Origin of the sequence: Rheinheimera sp. KL1 (assembly GCF_001275035.1) — a bacterium.
Taxonomy (GTDB): Bacteria; Pseudomonadota; Gammaproteobacteria; order Enterobacterales; family Alteromonadaceae; genus Pararheinheimera; species Pararheinheimera tangshanensis.
The window spans coordinates 1-19,724 of the sequence record NZ_LAMX01000014.1 but is presented as its reverse complement, the minus strand read 5'-3'; the positions used below and the strand labels follow the sequence as shown (position 1 = coordinate 19,724).

The window sequence follows — 19,724 nt, the reverse complement described above, 5'->3', positions numbered from 1 at the left end:
GAGAAAAAAATGGAACTAGTATTAGGTTTAAAATATATCGCTGTTGCTCTGTTGATCGGTTTCGGTGCTATCGGCACTGCAATTGGCTTCGGTAACATGGGTGGTAAGTTCTTAGAAGCTTGTGCCCGTCAGCCAGAGTTAGCGCCTTCACTGCAAGTTAAAATGTTTATCCTTGCAGGTCTGATCGATGCGGTAGCGATGATCGGTGTTGGTATTGCGATGGTGTTGTTGTTCGTTCTGTAATTCAAAACACTCGTTTTTTAATGAACAACAACTTTAATAGGAGGAGGGGTCGTGAATCTTAACGCCACTCTACTCGGAGAGTTAATAGCTTTCGCAGTGTTCGTGCTGTTCTGCATGAAGTTTGTGTGGCCACCATTGATTGGTGCCATAGAAGCTCGTCAGCAAAAAATTGCTGACGGTTTAGCAGCCTCTGACCGTGCTGAACAAGACTTACGTCTGGTTCAGGAGAAGGTCAAGCAGCAATTAGCTGAAGCCAAAACACAGGCTTCTGCATTAATTGATCAGGCTAAAAAGCGTGAACAACAAATTATTGATGAAGCTTCTGTTAAAGCTCAATCTGAGCGCGAGAAAATTCTTGCTCAGGCTAAAGCCGAAATCGACGCTGAACGTATTAAAGCCAGAGAAGAATTACGCAAGCAGGTTGCAGTATTAGCTGTAGCTGGCGCCGAAAAAATTCTTCAGCGTTCTATTGATGCTGCTGCACACAGTGACATCCTGGAAAAACTGGTCGCAGAACTTTAATGAGGGTGAGCCATGTCTAAACTGACTATCGTTGCTCGTCCTTATGCTAAAGCAGCCTTTGACGTTGCTGTAGAACAAAAAGCATTAGATTCGTGGGCTACCATGTTGTTTTTTGCAGCTGAAGTTGCAAAAACTACAGAAGTAGCTTCACGCTTACACGCTTTGGGTTCTTCAGAAAAGCAAGCTGACTTTTTTATCAAAGTATGCGCAGAACAGCTGAATAGTTCGGGCCAAAACCTGATCCGGATCATGGCTGAAAACCACCGTTTGGCCGCTTTGCCTGAAGTCTTCGACGCCTTTATTCAGTTAAAAGCTGAATATGAAAAAGAAGCCACTGTAGAAGTGGTTTCCGCGACCGAATTAGACGCAGCTCAGCAAGCCAAACTGGTTGACGCTTTATCGCAACGTTTAGCACGTAAAGTAAAATTGAACTGCAGTGTAGATCCGGCCGTCGTTGGCGGTATGGTTGTCAAATCCGGTGATATGGTTATTGATGGCTCGGTTCGTGGCAAATTACATCGTTTAGCTACTGCACTGCAGTCATAATTGGGGATTAGAGCATGCAACTGAATTCCACTGAAATTTCTGAACTGATCAAAAAACGTATTGAGCAGTTTGAGGTTGTCAGTGAAGCTCGCAACGAAGGTACTATCGTCGCTGTTACAGACGGTATTATTCGTATCAATGGCCTTGCTGATTGTATGCAGGGTGAGATGATTGAGCTTCCAGGCAACCGTTACGCTATCGCATTAAACCTTGAGCGCGACTCAGTAGGTGCTGTAGTTATGGGTCCATATGCGGACCTGCGTGAAGGTACAAAAGTTAAATCTACTGGCCGTATCCTTGAAGTACCAGTTGGCCCAGGTCTGTTAGGCCGTGTGGTTAACACTTTAGGTGAGCCAATCGACGGTAAAGGTCCAATCGATGCTGCTGGTTTCGCACCAGTAGAAAAAATCGCTCCGGGCGTTATCGATCGTCGTTCAGTAGACCAACCTCTGCAAACTGGTTACAAGTCAGTTGACTCCATGATCCCAATCGGTCGTGGTCAGCGTGAATTGTTAATCGGTGACCGTCAGACGGGTAAAACGGCTTTAGCTATCGATGCCATCATCAACCAGAAAACTTCTGGCGTGAAATGTATCTATGTCGCTATCGGCCAAAAAGCTTCTACTATCGCTAACGTAGTACGTAAACTGGAAGAGCATAACGCTCTGGCCCACACTATTGTGGTTGTAGCTTCTGCTTCTGAAGCCGCTGCACTGCAATTCCTGGCGCCATACTCTGGTTGTACTATGGGTGAATACTTCCGTGACCGTGGTGAAGATGCACTGATCGTATACGATGACTTGTCTAAACAAGCCGTTGCTTACCGTCAAATCTCTCTGTTGTTACGTCGTCCACCAGGCCGTGAAGCTTACCCAGGTGACGTATTCTATCTCCACAGCCGTCTGTTAGAGCGCGCATCTCGTGTAAACGAGCATTATGTTGAGCGTTTAACCAACGGTGAAGTGAAAGGCAAAACCGGTTCATTAACTGCACTGCCAATTATCGAAACTCAGGCTGGCGACGTTTCTGCGTTCGTTCCAACCAACGTAATTTCGATCACTGACGGTCAGATCTTCTTAGAATCTGGTTTATTCAACGCCGGTATCCGTCCAGCAGTAAACGCTGGTATTTCGGTATCCCGTGTTGGTGGTGCTGCTCAAACCAAAATCATCAAGAAGCTGGGTGGCGGTATCCGTTTAGCCTTAGCTCAGTACTCTGAACTGGCGGCATTCGCTCAGTTCGCTTCTGACCTGGATGACGCGACTCGTGCGCAGTTAGACCACGGCCAGAAAGTTACTGAACTGATGAAACAGTTACAATACGCGCCAATGGGCGTGGCTGACATGGGTGTGTCTATTTTCGCGATTGAAAAAGGCTACATGAAAGACATCGAAGTTGCCAAAATCCTTGATTTTGAAGCCGCTTTAATTGCTTACATGCACTCAGAGCACGCAGCGTTTATGGCTGATCTGAACAAAACCGGTAACTACAACGACCAAATCGAAGCGACATTAAAAGGCGCTATTGAGAAGTTTAAAGCAACTCAGACTTGGTAAACATATCGGGTGTGGGCAACCGCACCCGGTCGTTGAAACTTTCGGAGATTAGTCATGGCCGGCGCAAAAGAGATAAAAAGTAAGATCGGGAGTATTAATAATACTCGTAAGATCACCAGCGCAATGGAAAAGGTAGCAGTCAGCAAAATGCGCAGAGCGCAGGAGCGGGTTGCACATAGCCGTCCATACGCTGAAGGTATGCGCAAAGTGATCGGCAATATCGCAAATGGCAGCATTGAATACCGTCACCCGTTTTTAACGGAACGTCCGGTAAAAAATGTCGGCTACATTGTGATATCGACAGACCGTGGCCTTTGCGGCGGCTTAAATACCAATGAGTTCAAACGTATTGCTCTGGATATGAAAAACTGGAAAGAGCAGGGAGCTCAGGCTCAGATTGCGGTGATCGGCAATAAAGCTACAGCGTTTTTCAAACGTTTTGGCGGTAAGGTGCTGGCACAACAAACTGGCCCGGGCGATAACCCACGTTTAGCTGATGTGATTGGTTCGGTTCAGGTGATGCTCAAAGCATACGAAGAAGGCCGTATCGACCGCTTGTTCCTGGTGTTCAACAAATTCGTCAACACCATGAAACAAGAGCCAGTGATCGAACAACTCTTACCTTTGCCAAAAGCAGACGTAACAGCGAAAAGCCATAGCTGGGATTATATTTACGAACCGGATCCAAAAGTGATTTTAGATAAATTACTGAGCCGTTACGTAGAGTCTCAGGTGTATCAGGGTGTAGTTGAAAACGCGGCCAGCGAACAGGCAGCCCGTATGGTGGCGATGAAAGCCGCCACAGACAACGCTGGTAGCTTAATGGATGACCTGAAGTTGGTTTACAACAAAGCGCGTCAAGCAGCTATTACCCAGGAACTGAGCGAGATCGTCGCCGGTGCCGCTGCTGTTTAAGGCTTAGGTTACAGAAATTAGAGGATTAAACATGAGTCAAGGTAAGGTAGTCCAAATCATTGGCGCCGTTGTGGATATCGACTTTCCACAAGAATCGGTACCTGGTATCTATGACGCGTTAAACGTAACAAGCGGCGACCTGGCTGGTTTAGTACTTGAAGTACAACAGCAATTAGGCGGCGGTACTGTACGTGCTATCGCGTTAGGTTCAACCGACGGTTTACGTCGTGGTGCTGAAGTGTCTAACACTGGCAAAGCCATCCACGTACCAGTAGGTAAAGCGACTTTAGGTCGTATCATGAACGTATTAGGCGAGCCAATCGACGAAGCGGGTCCTATCGGTGAAGATGAGCGTATGCCAATCCACCGTGCTGCACCAAGCTACGAAGATCAAGCCGCTTCAAACGCTCTGTTAGAAACAGGCATCAAGGTTATCGACCTGGTATGTCCGTTTGCTAAAGGCGGTAAAGTGGGTCTGTTCGGTGGTGCCGGTGTGGGTAAAACCGTAAACATGATGGAACTGATCCGTAACATCGCGATCGAGCACAGTGGTTACTCTGTATTCGCCGGTGTAGGTGAGCGTACTCGTGAAGGTAACGATTTCTATCACGAAATGAACGATTCAAACGTACTGGACAAAGTATCACTGGTGTATGGCCAGATGAACGAGCCGCCAGGCAACCGTTTACGTGTAGCTCTGACCGGTCTGACTATGGCCGAGAAGTTCCGTGACGAAGGCCGTGACGTTCTGTTCTTCGTGGACAACATCTACCGTTACACACTGGCCGGTACTGAAGTATCAGCTCTGTTAGGCCGTATGCCATCTGCAGTAGGTTACCAGCCAACGCTGGCCGAAGAGATGGGTGTACTGCAAGAGCGTATTACTTCAACCAAAACTGGTTCTATCACATCTGTACAAGCGGTTTACGTACCAGCGGACGACTTAACTGACCCGTCACCAGCGACTACGTTCTCTCACTTAGATGCGACTGTTGTATTGTCTCGTAACATCGCTTCACTGGGTATTTACCCTGCGATCGATCCACTGGACTCTACTTCACGTCAGCTGGACCCGTTAGTGATCGGCAAAGAACACTACGATACAGCCCGTGGTGTTCAGTCAGTGCTGCAACGTTACAAAGAATTAAAAGACATCATCGCCATCTTAGGTATGGACGAATTGTCTGATGAAGACAGAACTGTGGTTTACCGTGCACGTAAAATCCAACGTTTCCTGTCTCAGCCATTCTTCGTAGCCGAAGTATTCACTGGCTCTCCAGGCAAATACGTTCCGCTGAAAGAAACTATCCGTGGTTTCAAAGGCATTCTGGACGGTGAATTCGATCACATGCCAGAACAAGCCTTCTACATGGTTGGTTCTATCGACGAAGCGATCGAAAAAGCGAAGAAGCTGTAATCAACTACAGCTTTAGGAGAGCGAAATGGCAATGACAGTACAACTGGATGTGGTAAGCGCCGAAGAGCGGATTTTTTCTGGTCTGGTGGAATCCATTCAGGTAACAGGTAGTGAAGGTGAATTAGGTATTTTACCTGGTCACATTCCGCTTCTTACTGGAATCAAGCCTGGTATGGTTCGTATCGTCAAACAGTTTGGCGAAGAGCATCTGATTTATGTCGCTGGTGGTGTACTTGAAGTACAGCCGCACAGCGTCACAGTGCTGGCCGATGTCGCGGTACGAGCTGAAGATCTGGATGAGCAAGCTGCTTTAGCTGCTCAGAAACGTGCAGAAGAAGCGATGCAACATGCAGGCGCTGACTTCAACTATGCAGAAGCTGCAGCTCAATTGGCTGAAGCTATCGCCCAGTTACGTTTAATCCAGAAACTTCGCAAAAAATAAGCGGATTACTGCATGCTAAAAAGCCACCTTCGGGTGGCTTTTTTTATGAAAAAAATGAACTGAGCAGGCAAAAATTAAAAGCATTCAAAACTACATATTGTTTTCATTTTTGCGTTAATATGGGGACTAAGGTAAAAGTTGTTATTGTATTTGTTTACAATTATGTGTGCGGCCTTTTCGCTGTAAAGGGCAGTAATCCGTAGCACTTGGTGTAATCTGAGTTTTGACACCAAATGATAAACAGCTGTACCCAAGTGGCCCGAATGAACTTGCTCTGCCTTTATTAATGCGCAAAAAACACACTTAGAGAATTAAAGTAACCAACATGGTAAGGTAAAAGAGCCTTGTTAACTACTTTATGACACACAAGCAAGAGCATCGAGAACATTAAAACTCAGATTATGTTATTGATTAATAATCAGAATATTTGCAAAACCGGAAAAACACTTCTAACAGAGTGATCAGAATACAGGTCTCTACTTAAGAGCGGCAGACCTGTTTGCAACAACACGAATTAGTATAAATAATAAGTGCGCTGAAAAGCTGATTTGTCTTTAGGTGAGTGGTTTACATTATGGATTTAGTAAATATCGGCGATTTTGATGTTGATGTGAAAGAAAAACGCATTTATAACAGCGAAGGTGAGCTACCGGTTGAGCCTAAAGTCATAGATGTGTTGTGTTATCTGATCCAGCATTCTTCGCGGTATGTTAGTTTACAGGAGCTGCATACAGAGGTTTGGGCTGGCAGAGTTGTCACTGATACAGCTGTCAGGCGTACTATCAGCAAATTGAGAACTTTGTTAGGTGATACGGAGCCTGAAAGTCCACGTTATATCCGATCGCAAATGAAGCGTGGCTACCAATTTATTTATCAGCAAGAGTCTGGACGAGCTGTGGAGTCGGATAAACTCCTGAGCAATGAAACGCCCGTTAGCTCGATAAGTTCTTTGGAAAAAGAGAGAGAAACCTCTGTTACACCATCAAGACATTTCAGTATATCCAGGTATGTTACTGCATTTTCGTTGCTCCTGCTTACTGTCCTTGCGCTCGTTGTTTTGACGAACACCATTAGCGAAAAAATTGTAGTCAATAATAAACCCCTCGTTGATATAGCGGGTGAAAAGAGATTTTTATCTGTTTCGGAAGACGGTCGATTCCATACTTTTACTGGTCGACTCAATCAAAGTGGGCCTTGGCAGCCCTACCTGTATGATTTCAAATTAGGACAACTACAAAGAATTTCTGTTCCAAATGATGCTGCTTATCACATAGTTTCTATGTTGAATAATGACGTGGTGGCTATCTCTTCGCAGGAGAATGGGTTAGCTAAGCTGTATTTGTATTCGGCATTAAATTTAAATCTTCCTGCAAAACCACTCCTGCTGGAGGAATTTTCGGACATTGGCCAGGCTGTATCCTATAAAGACAATATTATTCTTATTAATGGTAAAAAAAAGCAGGAAATCAATGGTCTGTATTATTTCTTTGACCTTGAAAAAAGAAGCTTAGAGCAGTTCACCTATAGCTCGAAACAAGGATCTGTTGATTTTGGAGCTGTACTATCTCCAGATAAGAAGCATCTTGCTTTGATCCGCAGGGATTCTGTGTACCATATTCAAATTTATCGGATAGCAGATAAAAAGTTATTAATTGAAGAGTCTTTTTCACAAAATGCTTTAGGGGCAGATGAGCTCAATCTGATGTGGATTAATCAAGAGGAACTCTTGGTCAACTATGGTCATAAACTTAAGCAATTGAATATTGAAACTGGTGCTTCGACATTACTACCTTTGTCTGAACGTTTTACCGGTTTTGGTCGTGATGTTGCAGGCAATATGTTTGGTTTGTTGTTAAAGCCGCAAGGTAAAGATTTTTATCAGATCCAATTGCCCGATCTTGACACTGTCCAGCGCTATTTTTCATTTGAAGAACAAGTGGTTAGTTTAACCTATAGCGATGAAGTTAGCAGGTTATGGCTGGTGGAGGAAAATAAAGATAGCTTTAGTTTGTATAGCTTTTTTCCTGCTACGGGTGAAAAAAAGCTAATTTGCAAAGCGAGGAAGTGTTCACCTTGATTGCCGAAGAACCGGACTATGTATTGCTGCTGCAAAAAAATCAACTCAGACTTTTGGAGCTGCAAAGCGGAGAACTGAATCATATTTCGTATGAAAATCAGCAGGTATGGACGGCTGCGCCCAGCTCAGACAAGTCGAAAGTCATCTTTACAGAAAAAATTGGGAACGAATGGTTAGTTAATTTGTTTGACAGGCAAACGAAAACACAAATCCGGATACTTAAAGGCTATCGGCTACTGTTACCCTGGCGTGATAGCTACATTGCCGCAGACCCGAAGGGACAGTTTTATCTATTAGATCCTGATTTCCATTTGGTCAAATCGCTACCGCTAAAGGTAAATTTTGAGCTAAGGCATCAGGTCAACTTATTAGGGGACAAGCTGGTAAGCGCCAATCTGAAGACTGATTCAAACTGGTCTCTGATGACCTTAGAGCTGCTGACAGGAAACAGTGAGTCGCAATTCAGTACTTCTTTGCCTATAAAATCCAGTTTTTCTTTTAATAATGACGGCACAAAATCCATTGTGACTATAGAGAATGAGCATATAAATCAATTGGTTAAGATAGGTTATAACTTTAGTTATAACTAAGTGTCAGTAAAGTCACTTGAAGGTAACTCCTCGGTTATTGTGATGGGATGAATGCATGGATAGTCTGAAACTGTTCTGAAATTCAACACCAACACTAGGAGCTACAAAATGACAAAAACATATGTTCAAATACTTTTCACCTTATTACTGGCTTTGTTCATAGCGGGCGGTGCGGTAGCCAGTGAGACAAAAGATGATGACCTGAAAAAGGCAAAGCCAATGCAATGTATTTGGTTCCTGCAAAATTGTGCACCACCACCACCACACGATTATGCTGAGGCGAGTGGCGTGACAGCAAAACAAGATTAACTACTTTTTGTAAAAGAGGTTGTTATGAGTCAACTGGAACCTATGGTGAAAAAACTGCAGGCTATGACATCTTTTGACGAGCTTGCAGATTTTTTTAATACCATGCAAATGCAATATAAATATAAGTTTTGTGGCTTGGTCCTTTGGCATGCTGACGATAAACGAGATATTGTTGCTGCCAGTCAGACAGACGACTTTAAGGCTGTAGCCAGTCAAACTGCACTCAGACAAATTTGTCTGAAGCGGTTTACTCCAGCATTAAGTTCGGAGTTAGAGCCTGCTCTTGACTTAGTTTCCGATGCGCTGGTAGTTCCCCTCAGGGGGAATGGATTGGAGGCTGCTGCGTTAATCATTGGCTTACAGCCTGAGCAGGCCACTATGGCACAACAAATCGCCTGGTATTGGTCTATTGTGGCAAATTATTTGTATGAAGCCATACATCGTTTCATGAGAGTCAGTGAGCAGACTGAACACTTTATGCTGACTTGCCGTGAGCATGCTTGCCTTGTTTGGGCAGCGAAAGGCAAAACGTCATGGGAGATTAGTCAAATTCTGTCGATTTCGGAACGCACAGTTAACTTTCATCTGGGTAACTGTATTCGAAAAACAAATAGCTGTAATCGACAGCAGGCGATAAGTAAATGCGTAGCTGGCGGTCACATTTATGTTTAACCAAGACAGAATCACTGTCTCTTTACTAAGTTAGTGGAGATGAATATGAACATAAGTCAAACAGGGATTACACACTCTGTAAACAATATAGAAGCGTCTGCTTTGTATATGCTTGTCAGTGAAGTAGAAAACACGACAGTTAGCTACATGCAGCTTCAGCAACCTCCACAGGAATACTATAAACAAACATCGCAAGACTCCGCTTAATGCTTATAAAGCAGAAAATCCGCCTGAGCGCTTCAGCCGGATTTTCTGCTGCATTGTTTATACTGATTTTTTGGGGAGGTTGATTAAATGAAAACGGAGTGCTCATTCCCCAAAATTTAAAACCACCTGCAGAATGAATTGAGGATCGCTGTGACAGGTCCTTTTTAAACCTTTACCGCCCTACTTCTAGCTTTTTTTCACAAAGACTACCTGCCAGAATTAACAGCTTTCATCATGAATCATGTCTCTGTACATTTAAGTTATCGGTAGCTTGCTGGCTCCGGTAAACCGTAAAAATTAATGGAGATTAAAATGCATATTTTAGATAACGAAAACCTGGAAAGTGTTCATGGTGGAGTTGAAGTTCCACTTCCTAGCTTAGGCGATGCTCTTGTAGCTATTGCTCTCGAACTTTATAACGCTTTTAAATAAGGAGAATGAGCATGACTACATTATCAGTTGAAGATTTAAATGCTGTAAACGGTGCTGCATTATGGATGATCCCTGTTGGCGTCGCTTTGTGGTATGAGTTTGGTGGCGGGAAAGAGTTTATCCACAACCTGTAAATTTAAAAAAGGGTGTCCAATCCCTTTGTTTCACTGCCTGCTGCAGTCATAGCGCAGGCAGTGATGTATAGCTTCATGACTGAGCTAACCAGTTTCATAGCCATCAATTCCAGTACATTCAAATGTCTGCAGTTTCAGTATTGCCCAATCCGGTGAGCCGCATTTCTTTAAACATTTCACCAGTCGCTGGGCATCTGCTTTTCAATTGATTTTTTCACATCAAACTTTAGGTGGCTGATGAGGTTCATGGTTGTGTCGTCAATATAAGCGCTACTATTCATAATCTTCCGCAAGGCTAATATTTTTCTAACCCAGGTCGCGTTACTACCTATATAAAAATACTGATTCATTCCGTTCTATATTTCCATTAATTTTCTATTTTCCTCCAGGTCATCATTCAAAACCTGTCATAACTACCAGCTTTTTTATATTCAAATAACAAGCTACATTTTGTTCATCGGCAGCTTGCTGGCTCCGATAAACAATCAACTTAATGGAGAAATAAAATGAACGAACTTACTTTTCAACAAGTACAAGATGTAAATGGTGGGATTGGTCCTTTTGCGGCAGCTGCTGCAGTAGCTGGTGCAATAGTTTTGGCTGGCATTGTTTCTGGCTATCTAGATCATATCAGCCAGCACTAATAATTTTATAAGTAATTATTTAATAATTAAAACAAACTTATAGAAAAATAAATTAATCGAGGTGAAAAATGAAAGAGTTAACTATTGTACAAATTGAAGATGTGAATGGCGGTGTGCTGGGTTTAGGTGAAGTTGTCGATGTTTTATATGAAACTGGCAAGTCGATCGGTAATGCGTTAGCACATTGGATCCATTGCTAATAAAAAAGGTGTAGCCATTTTGGTGGCTACACCTTTTACTAATCAATCTCTGTTTTTCCACAACATCCAGGTATCTTGTTATCTTTGCAATACATTTTATCTTTTTGACACTCACGTATAATTCATGCCATGAAATCAATATTTATTCTATTTCAGATTGGGCTTATTTTTTTATGCAGCAGATGTTATTTAATAGAATATAGAGATTGCCTGTAACATTTATCAGCTTTGTTTTTTTGATGTTGGATATATTATTTATTTGTCATCTATGGATTGTTGGTTCAAATAGATGTGGGCGAGGTTGTTTTTAATGACATTTAATCAATTTTAAACTCGATAAGGAGTTGATGGTTATGAAAGAAATTAAATCGAACGACATAGAGATGGTATCCGGTGGGTCTATAAAAGATGCAGTATATGCGACTCTGGATTCTATACAACGAATCATTGACATGATTTTGGAACCTTGAGTTAGCAAGTTTAACCTGGAGTTTTTATGTTAATTTTAGATCCTGAATCATGTAATAAGATATCAGCCGGTACTACTTTTACACCTCACGACAGTGAGTTAAGGCTCATTGATATCATCAGAAATCTTTTAAATTGAGGAGGGTATGGTGAAAACGTTGAATAGTTCTGAATGCAATGCTGTGAATGGTGGCTCAATTGCCGATCATATCCGGGATGTTCTGGAAGATTGGTTAGATTATCTAAATCCCTAATAGTCTGGATATCTTAATCCTAATGGAGATTATAAAATGAAAATAATGCAGATAGCTGATTGCACTCTTGTTGCTGCAGGTGTGTGGGAAGGCGAAAATGGTGAAGGATGTATCCCTAATCCAATTAAAATAGTCGTGAAATTAGCTCTTTAATGGCGGTACACAATGAAAGAGCTGAATAAAAGTCAATTGACCCATGTGTTTGGTGGGGCTTTTCTGGCCTACACCCCTGGAATGGATTATCAGGAGTGGCTGGAGTATTACAACGGTGGATATTTATATCCTTAAGTCTCAAGACCGCAGCTTCGCTGCGGTTTTTCTTTGCCTGTCAGATATACCAGCTTATGTAGCCTGCGGTTTTCTATCACAATCTCACTAGGTTTGATGTTCTGGGGACGCCTTGGCTGCCAGAAGTAACTTTGAGGGATATCAGGTGCAACTTATTTATCAATCTGAAGCCGCTGAATGTGGTTTGGCCTGTGTGGCGATGATTGCGAATCATCATGGCCATCAGCTGGATTTAAGTACTCTGCGAAACAGATACGCGGTGTCACTTAAAGGAGCCAATCTGCAACATTTAATGCAGTTGGGTGATCAATTGGGTTTGGCTGGGCGTGCGCTCCGCCTTGACTTAGAGCACTTAAGCCAGTTACAGCTCCCCTGCATTTTACATTGGAATATGAACCACTTCGTGGTGCTGAAGAAGGTATCAGCCAAACATATTGTGATTCTTGACCCAGGTGCCGGTGAAAGAAAGGTTGCTATGGACGAGGTTTCCACCTCATTCAGCGGTGTTGCGTTGGAGATGAAACCTACTCAGGAATTTAAAAAAGTTGATGAAAGGGTCAAACTTGGCTTAACCGCTTTTTGGAGTCGGGTTGAAGGTCTGGTCCCCTCGTTGTTGAAGATTTTCGCGCTGTCATTGATGTTGCAATTGTTTTTGCTGGCGTCTCCTTACTATATGCAACTGGTTGTTGATGACGTATTAATCAGTATGGACCAACCATTATTGACTGTTCTTGCGCTGGGTTTTGGTTTGATGATGTTACTCAAAGTGATCACTCAAGCGTTACGAGGCTGGGTTATTTTGCATTTGGGGTCTGTGATGAATTTACAGATGGCAACCAATTTGTTCAGGCATCTATTGCATCTGCCACTCAGTTACTTCGAAAAACGTCATATCGGCGATATTGTATCGCGTTTCGGTTCTTTGGCTCAGGTAAGAGAGCTGATGACAACAAGCCTGGTTGAGGGCGTCATTGATGGCATTATGGCCATTACGGTACTGGTTATGATGTTTATCTACAGCCCGCAATTGGCTGTGGTAGTGATTGTCGCTGTGCTGCTTTATGCTCTGCTACGTTGGGCTCTTTACAAACCCCTGCGTGAACGGACCGAGGCCAGTATTATTGCCAGCGCTAAAGAGCAATCCAACTTCATGGAAACAGTGCGGGGCATGCAGAGTATCAAACTATTTGGTCAGCAAAGTCAGCGTTTGAATCTGTGGCAAAATCGTTTTGCCGACACGATCAACGAAAACTTCCGACTAGGTAAATGGCAGATCTCTTATCAGACGATTAACCAGTTACTATTTGGTATTGAAAATACGCTGGTGATTTTTCTGGCAGCTTATGCAGTGATGGACGGCATGATGAGTGTTGGGATGATGTTTGCCTTTATCACCTATAAAACCCAGTTTACCGAGCGAACTGCAGCCTTAATTGAGAAGGTAGTGCAATTGTATATGGCCAGATTGCATTTAAACCGGCTGGCGGATATCGCTTTGACGGAAAAAGAAAATGAAGGTGGGGTTGGTCAGCAACGAGAAATTACAGGAGCTATTAAAGTTAGTGGTTTATGTTATCGCTATTCAGCAACGGACCCCTTGTTATTTAATGATCTGAATTTTGAAGTGAAAGCGGGTGAAAGTATCGCTATCATCGGCCCTTCCGGTGCAGGTAAAACGACATTAGCTAAACTGATGCTTGGATTATTGTCGGCAGAAAACGGTAAAATTGAAGTTGATGGTACAGATATCCGTCATTTGGGTCTGCGTCAGTATCGCCAGCAGGTGGCGGCTGTTATGCAGGATGATCAGTTGATGACAGGCTCTCTGGCTGAGAATATTGCCTTCTTTGACCCACAAATGGATATGGAAAAGGTTGTCGCCTGTGCGCAACTGGCAGGTATACACCAAGATGTAGCTGCTATGCCTATGGGATACAACGCATTAATTGGAGATATGGGCAGTTCACTCTCCGGTGGTCAGCGCCAACGGATCCTGCTAGCCAGAGCGTTGTACCGACGTCCTAAAATCCTGTTTCTTGATGAAGCAACCAGTAACCTGGATGTACAACTGGAACACCATGTAAACAGCGCTATCAAACAACTGAACATGACCAGGATTATTATCGCTCATCGTCCAGAGACGATTCGTAGCGCTGATCGCATAGTGCAGTTGCATCAGGGAAAAATTCTGGATATCACTGAACAGTATCATGCGGCACTCGCGGCTAAATGCGCCTGATAGCTCTCACTTAAAATAGCAAACCTTGTTGCAGACGTCGGGTTGATAGCTGCGATGAAAGGTGCAGGCTACTGGTGATTCAATAGTTAGGGGAGGGTATCCTCCCCATTCAACATGCAGGAATACCTGAACTATGGAGAAAATGAAATTAGCCGCATTAACATTAATTATTGTTGGTGTGTTTTTAATTGTCTTGATGATTTATTACTCTGGACGCCCTTTTTCTGATGTTTTATTGGTGTCTATAGTTGGAGTTATCTGTTTTTGTCTAGGTTACTTTATTAGAGGTATGTTTATTAAATCTAAATAAGAGAAATTACTGAGTTGTAAAGTGCTGCGCTTATTAAATAAATGAACCTAATTCTGATGCATCGTATTCAGCCCATGTTTTCCATCCGGAAACTGGGCTGCCGTTTTTATAGAGAGTATCTATCTACTTCAATGATTGATTCATGCTATGACGTCGATGATTGCGAATAATCGTTTTATGTAATGTAGACAGAGCTTTGTTAATTTATTATTCCGTAGGCTTTAGAACAGTAAAAAACAGCTTGAAATTCTACTCTCCTGTCATCCACTTTTGCGGTTTCTTACTCTTGTGAAAGATGTAATGCTCCCGGGCCAATCTGACGTTTTTGGTCCGGTTTTGCTTTTCAACTACTCTGCCTGAGAGTGTTTCTTACTTTTCCTAAAAGTCGTTACTTGATGTTGTTGATTTTTGAAACTCTATGGTTGTTTAGCATCTTTGTCCCTGCTATGCACAGCTCGTCTTTGTGGGTCTACAACTGCCAACTTTTGTGAACAGATATATTCGTTGTTACCTGTCAAAGCTGACAGTTTCGCCAGCCATAAACTACGGGCACTATGAACTCATCAGATGAACACAGAGGAAATGAAAAATGATTTTATTGATGGGTGCTAAAGACGACGCACAAATCCTTAGTGTGGCAACACAACTGGATGCAATGCAACAAGAGTATTCCGTATTTGATAGCTCAGCTTTTCCTCAAATAGACACTATTGGTTATCAGCCACAAAGTGGAAACATGGTGTTGAAGATCGGTGGTCAAACATTGGCGTTAGCCGATGTGAAGTCTATGTACTGGCGGAATTATCTGGCACCAAACCATGGCAGTGATAATCCTATAGCCCACAAAGACAGCGTCAGCTTGTTAAAATCGGTACTAAACGAGTTAGGCGCGAGAGCTAAAAACAGTGCTGCAGCCGTGCATTTCCATCAGGAGAAACCACGTCAATTGGCAGCTGTTGCAAAGTTAGGCGTCAAAATTCCTGCCACCTATGTGGGTAATGATCCACTGGCTGTGCGTGAATTTTGCCAGCAACATTCCGAAGTCATTTTTAAACCCGTTACAGGTGGTGATTATGCTCACTTGTTAACCGAAGAACATTTGTCTGTTGAGCATTTAAACAAGAGCTTGCGCCAGGCTCCGGTCACATTACAGCGCTTTATCAAAGGAACTAACATCCGTACCTATGTTATTGGTGACGAGGTATTTAGCGCGGAAATTCGCTCCCAACACACAGATTTCAGAACTGACGGTGAGATTGAATTAACCGTCATTGAGCTACCTGAGCATGTAAGGCAACAAGCCTTAGCTATAAAAACGACACTGGGATTAGCCTGGACTGGTATCGATTGGCGCCGGGATATGCAGGGCGATTATTACTTTCTTGAGGCAAACCCAAGTCCTATGTTTGCTAATTTCGAAACTTACACAGGCCTACCCGTTGCGAGACATCTCGCACAACTTTTAGTAGCAGCCTGATCGAAGAATTTGTCAGCTCATGTTGCTGCATGGGCTGCAAATACATCGCAGTAGCGGTGTTTGAATTAACCTAAGTAACTTACCAGGCATAGCCTGAAACAAAATCAATGGAGATTACAATGATGAATACTAAATTACCAGTTCACCCTTTTGCCCAAATCACGACAACAGACATCGAGCAAGTAAACGGCGGTTTGATCTCTGGCGATTTTAAATTCGTGACCATGAAACAGCCTGAAGATGGCGTTGGCTCAGTGTCAAAGTTGAGTGATGAAACTGGTACTGGCCCAATCTTCACAACTTTGGCTGTAGGCGAAGAAGGTGGCGGTCTGCCTGAGTTGTTCTAATACGAACAGGCAATAAAAAGCCGGGACTGTTGCTGCAGAACCCGGCGGTCACAATCTTAATGGAGATTTAGATTATGTGTCCAAAAGATATAACCATATTTACCACCTGTCAACGTGAAGCCTGTCATTTTTAACAGCTTTTGTAAGATCTAAATCTGAATACACTTATTGGACAGATTTCAATTTCGAGGACATTTGCAATGAGTTCTGAGAGCTTGTTCCGGCCAGAAGCCGTAAAACAACAAGGTGTAAAGCTAGATGGCGATGTCATTATTGCGCAACCAATAAAAGCTACAGTTTTGGTTGCAGCCCTTGTCAGTACAGTGATTCTTGCGCTGATTTTTTTGAGTCAGTCCTCTTTTAACCGCAAAGAAACAGTGAATGGTTACTTAAAACCAGATTTGGGAGTGGCCAGAATAGCTCCTCAACGCAATGGAACTATAGTGACTTTGTATGTTGAAGACGGACAAACAGTACAAGCCGGGCAAAAACTGGCATTGATTTCTTCAGATGAATATCTGGAACAGGGCAATAATCTTAGCTCCCAACTGCTTGCTGCCCTTGAACAACAACGCACTAATCTGATGTTCAGATTAAGTGAGTACGAAGTGAGTTATCGCCAGCAAAAAGAAGCTCTGGAGGGGCGTCTGGTGAACATCAAGTCTCAGTTAAGCGAAATCAAATCACAACAGTCCGTTATGGCTGAGCGCCTCAGACTGAATGAGCAAAAACTTAAAGACTTCAAACATTTACGTGAGCAGGGGCATATCTCAAATACCGAATTGAATAACTTGCGGGAATCTGTGCTGACTATGCAACAGCAACAAAAAGATCTGCAAATTAATTATCAGGCACAGCAGGGGCAATTAATTCAACTCGAAGCTCAGTACCAGGCATTGCCTAACGATTATGAGCAACAAAAAGTCCAGGTTTCTACAGAACTTGCGCAATTGTCCCAACAACAAACTGAAATGACGGCCAGAAGCGAAGTGCTGCTAACAGCCCCTGTTGCTGGCAGGGTCACTAATCTGGTTGCTGAACTGGGCAGCATGGCATTGGCTGGAAAGTCTATTCTGACCATAGTTCCGGAGAATAGCACTTTGTATGCCGTACTCTTAGTTCCAACCCGTGCTTTTGGCTTTATTCAGCCAGGACAAGAGACCCGGATGCGCTATGAAGCCTTCCCTTACCAACGTTTTGGTTTGTACAAAGGCGAGATAGTGCAGTATTCCAAGTCTGTTTTGTTACCCAACGAAGTCAGCATGCCTGTTCCTGTAAATGAACCTATGTACCAGGTGCATGTGAAGTTAGAATCGCAGGCTGTAAATGCCTACGGTGCAGAAGTGATGTTGCAGTCAGGTATGTTACTCAGCGCCGATATTGTGTTGGAGCAACGCAGCCTTTTGAGCTGGTTGTTTGAACCTATTATCAGTTTACGTGGCAGGCTATAAGGGATTGTGATGATTAAAGTTATGGTTGCAGCGCTGATGGTGCTTTGTGGTTGGTTTATGTACCAGTATGCGCTGGCACCTGTTTATGTGACTTTTAGCAATGAGCAGCAAGGCAGAAGTGCAAGTGAGACGACGCTTTATTTCTGGGCTTCAGATCGTGACAGAGACTTCTTTCAGGTTGGTCAAACTTATGAGTTAAGTGCTGCACAACAAAAGACACAGCTGATACTTTTTTCTGTGGCTCACGCTGAAGTCAAACCCGAAGCGTTGAAATTAGGTTTTCGGTTCGTCCAGCCGGAACCATTTATGCCTGAACATGAAAAATATCAGGTGATACTGTTACCTTAAAACCTTCAACGTCTTTTTGGCATACCTGAGGGCAATACGGTTTTTTTGTAATGCGCTACAGCTCAGGAAAATTTCATACTGAACCTGTATTCTGTAAAGTTATCTATTAGAATAACCACAAAATTATTACAAGGGTTATTTTATGGCTTTAAATGTTGTGATCCTGGCTGCCGGTAAAGGCACGCGGATGAAATCTGCTTTACCTAAAGTGCTGCACAAAGTTGCCGAACGCCCTATGGTGCAGCATGTGATCGATACAGCCCGCTCTCTGGGGGCACAATCTATTAATCTGGTGTATGGCTATGGCGCCGACCAGCTGAAAGCTGCATTAGGTGAACAGGATTTACATTGGGTATTGCAAGCCGAACAGTTAGGTACCGGCCATGCAGTGCAACAGGCCGTGCCTCATATCGCAGATAACGATACAGTGCTGGTGCTTTACGGTGATGTGCCTTTAACCCGCAAAGAAACTTTAGAGCAACTGCTGGCTGCCCGATCTGCCGATGGTTTAGCTGTGCTGACGGTGCATCTGGCTAACCCTATGGGGTATGGCCGCATGGTGCGAGAAAATGGCAAAGTAGTGGGTATTGTTGAGCAAAAAGATGCCAACGCCGAACAGCTGAAAATCACTGAAGTAAACAGCGGCATTATGGCGGTTCCGGGTAAGCAACTGAAAAAATGGTTAAGCCAGTTACAGAACAACAATGCGCAGGGTGAATTCTATCTGACCGACATTATCGCTATGGCGCACAAAGAAGGGGTAGACATCACGACAGCTCATCCTGCTACAGCCATTGAAACTGAAGGCGCGAATAACCGCGTGCAACTAGCGCAGTTAGAGCGGGCTTATCAGGCGCGTAAAGCTGAAGAGTTAATGCTCAACGGTGCTAACCTGCGCGACCCGGCTCGTATTGATATACGGGGGGACGTCACCGTTGGCAACGATGTGATGATTGACATCAACGTGATTTTTGAAGGCAAAGTAGTGCTGGGCAATGGCGTGGTGATTGGCCCCAACTGCGTTATTAAAGATGCAGTGATTGGTGACAACACTGAAGTGAAAGCCAACACTATGATTGAGAAATCTACCATTGGCATTGGCTGTTCTGTCGGCCCTTATGCCCGTATTCGTCCTGATTCTGTATTGGCTGACGACAGTCATGTCGGCAACTTTGTTGAGCTGAAAAAAACCACTTTAGGTGTAGGTTCTAAGGCCAACCATTTAACCTATTTAGGTGATGCGGTGATTGGCAGTAAAGTGAACGTAGGTGCCGGCACTATCACCTGTAACTACGATGGTGCCAATAAGTTTGTCACCACTATTGAAGACGGTGTGTTTGTCGGTTCCAACAGCTCTTTAGTAGCTCCTGTCACTTTAGGCCAAAACTCTACCGTAGGTGCTGGTTCTGTAGTGACAGCCAGTGTCGCGGCGGATGAACTGGTGGTTGCTCGCTCTAAGCAGCGTCATATCAGTGGCTGGAAAAGACCGGTGAAAATTAAGAAATAATGATCGGCTGATCAGACTAGAAACCCGTCCTTGTTGGCGGGTTTTTGTTATGTGCATGGAAGGACTGTATGTCGCCTGAGGAATCCCCACAAATGGAGTAGGTAAAACAAATAGTTAGGCGAGATGGGA

22 protein-coding genes are annotated in these 19,724 nt (G+C 43.6%); all 22 read left to right on the top strand.

From position 1 onward, the window contains the following. Nucleotides 1–9 precede the first annotated feature (9 nt). The 22 genes from atpE (at nucleotide 10) to glmU (ending at nucleotide 19,595) form a co-directional block, all read left to right on the top strand. Nucleotides 10–243 (top strand): F0F1 ATP synthase subunit C, encoded by a 234-nt coding sequence (gene atpE, locus WH43_RS07140; protein ID WP_004335261.1) that lies wholly within the window; start codon nucleotides 10–12, stop codon nucleotides 241–243. A 51-nt stretch (nucleotides 244–294) separates the two neighbouring features. Next, nucleotides 295–765, top strand: coding sequence for a F0F1 ATP synthase subunit B (atpF, locus tag WH43_RS07135; RefSeq protein WP_053423950.1), 471 nt, complete (start codon nucleotides 295–297; stop codon nucleotides 763–765). A gap of 12 nt (nucleotides 766–777) precedes the next feature. Continuing rightward, nucleotides 778–1,311: a F0F1 ATP synthase subunit delta gene (atpH, locus tag WH43_RS07130; protein WP_053423949.1), complete on the top strand. Its 534-nt coding sequence runs from the start codon at nucleotides 778–780 to the stop codon at nucleotides 1,309–1,311. A gap of 14 nt (nucleotides 1,312–1,325) precedes the next feature. Then, the gene (gene atpA, locus WH43_RS07125; RefSeq protein ID WP_053423948.1) at nucleotides 1,326–2,867 is read left to right on the top strand and encodes a F0F1 ATP synthase subunit alpha; all 1,542 of its coding nucleotides are present in this window, start codon (nucleotides 1,326–1,328) and stop codon (nucleotides 2,865–2,867) included. A gap of 54 nt (nucleotides 2,868–2,921) precedes the next feature. After that, a complete protein-coding gene (gene atpG, locus WH43_RS07120; RefSeq protein ID WP_053423947.1) occupies nucleotides 2,922–3,782 on the top strand; it encodes a F0F1 ATP synthase subunit gamma in 861 nt (286 codons plus the stop codon). 31 nt (nucleotides 3,783–3,813) lie between these two features. Beyond that, on the top strand, nucleotides 3,814–5,199 hold the full coding sequence (gene atpD, locus WH43_RS07115; RefSeq protein ID WP_053423946.1) for a F0F1 ATP synthase subunit beta: 1,386 nt from the start codon (nucleotides 3,814–3,816) through the stop codon (nucleotides 5,197–5,199). Nucleotides 5,200–5,224: 25 nt separating this feature from the next. Then, entirely contained in the window at nucleotides 5,225–5,641 is a 417-nt protein-coding gene (locus tag WH43_RS07110; protein WP_053423945.1) for a F0F1 ATP synthase subunit epsilon, read from the top strand. A 574-nt stretch (nucleotides 5,642–6,215) separates the two neighbouring features. Further along, nucleotides 6,216–7,718: a winged helix-turn-helix domain-containing protein gene (locus WH43_RS07105; RefSeq protein ID WP_053423944.1), complete on the top strand. Its 1,503-nt coding sequence runs from the start codon at nucleotides 6,216–6,218 to the stop codon at nucleotides 7,716–7,718. After that, entirely contained in the window at nucleotides 7,715–8,308 is a 594-nt protein-coding gene (locus tag WH43_RS07100) for a hypothetical protein (protein WP_152342801.1), read from the top strand. The genes WH43_RS07105 and WH43_RS07100 overlap by 4 nt, the downstream gene beginning before the upstream one ends. Before the next feature lie 108 nt (nucleotides 8,309–8,416). Then, nucleotides 8,417–8,617: a hypothetical protein gene (locus tag WH43_RS07095; protein WP_053423942.1), complete on the top strand. Its 201-nt coding sequence runs from the start codon at nucleotides 8,417–8,419 to the stop codon at nucleotides 8,615–8,617. Nucleotides 8,618–8,641: 24 nt separating this feature from the next. Further along, nucleotides 8,642–9,289: a helix-turn-helix transcriptional regulator gene (locus WH43_RS07090; RefSeq protein ID WP_053423941.1), complete on the top strand. Its 648-nt coding sequence runs from the start codon at nucleotides 8,642–8,644 to the stop codon at nucleotides 9,287–9,289. A 650-nt stretch (nucleotides 9,290–9,939) separates the two neighbouring features. After that, on the top strand, nucleotides 9,940–10,062 hold the full coding sequence (locus WH43_RS20450; protein ID WP_260394373.1) for a hypothetical protein: 123 nt from the start codon (nucleotides 9,940–9,942) through the stop codon (nucleotides 10,060–10,062). 506 nt (nucleotides 10,063–10,568) lie between these two features. Beyond that, complete coding sequence (locus WH43_RS19775; RefSeq protein WP_082335710.1) at nucleotides 10,569–10,706, top strand: class IIb bacteriocin, lactobin A/cerein 7B family; 138 nt, start codon at nucleotides 10,569–10,571, stop codon at nucleotides 10,704–10,706. Between the two features lie 68 nt (nucleotides 10,707–10,774). Continuing rightward, on the top strand, nucleotides 10,775–10,906 hold the full coding sequence (locus WH43_RS20445; protein ID WP_260394374.1) for a hypothetical protein: 132 nt from the start codon (nucleotides 10,775–10,777) through the stop codon (nucleotides 10,904–10,906). 887 nt (nucleotides 10,907–11,793) lie between these two features. Continuing rightward, nucleotides 11,794–11,916, top strand: a complete 123-nt coding sequence (locus WH43_RS20440; protein ID WP_260394375.1) for a hypothetical protein — start codon at nucleotides 11,794–11,796, stop codon at nucleotides 11,914–11,916. Nucleotides 11,917–12,061: 145 nt separating this feature from the next. After that, a complete protein-coding gene (locus WH43_RS07085; protein WP_082335712.1) occupies nucleotides 12,062–14,155 on the top strand; it encodes a peptidase domain-containing ABC transporter in 2,094 nt (697 codons plus the stop codon). 142 nt (nucleotides 14,156–14,297) lie between these two features. After that, complete coding sequence (locus WH43_RS20435; protein ID WP_286049555.1) at nucleotides 14,298–14,465, top strand: hypothetical protein; 168 nt, start codon at nucleotides 14,298–14,300, stop codon at nucleotides 14,463–14,465. Nucleotides 14,466–15,054: 589 nt separating this feature from the next. After that, nucleotides 15,055–15,942 (top strand): ATP-grasp domain-containing protein, encoded by an 888-nt coding sequence (locus tag WH43_RS07080; protein ID WP_053423940.1) that lies wholly within the window; start codon nucleotides 15,055–15,057, stop codon nucleotides 15,940–15,942. A gap of 119 nt (nucleotides 15,943–16,061) precedes the next feature. Further along, nucleotides 16,062–16,289, top strand: a complete 228-nt coding sequence (locus tag WH43_RS07075) for a hypothetical protein (RefSeq protein ID WP_053423939.1) — start codon at nucleotides 16,062–16,064, stop codon at nucleotides 16,287–16,289. Nucleotides 16,290–16,489: 200 nt separating this feature from the next. Further along, complete coding sequence (locus tag WH43_RS07070; protein ID WP_053423938.1) at nucleotides 16,490–17,740, top strand: HlyD family secretion protein; 1,251 nt, start codon at nucleotides 16,490–16,492, stop codon at nucleotides 17,738–17,740. A gap of 9 nt (nucleotides 17,741–17,749) precedes the next feature. Beyond that, the gene (locus tag WH43_RS07065) at nucleotides 17,750–18,088 is read left to right on the top strand and encodes a hypothetical protein (RefSeq protein WP_053423937.1); all 339 of its coding nucleotides are present in this window, start codon (nucleotides 17,750–17,752) and stop codon (nucleotides 18,086–18,088) included. 142 nt (nucleotides 18,089–18,230) lie between these two features. Further along, nucleotides 18,231–19,595 (top strand): bifunctional UDP-N-acetylglucosamine diphosphorylase/glucosamine-1-phosphate N-acetyltransferase GlmU, encoded by a 1,365-nt coding sequence (gene glmU / locus WH43_RS07060; protein WP_053423936.1) that lies wholly within the window; start codon nucleotides 18,231–18,233, stop codon nucleotides 19,593–19,595. Nucleotides 19,596–19,724: the final 129 nt, after the last annotated feature.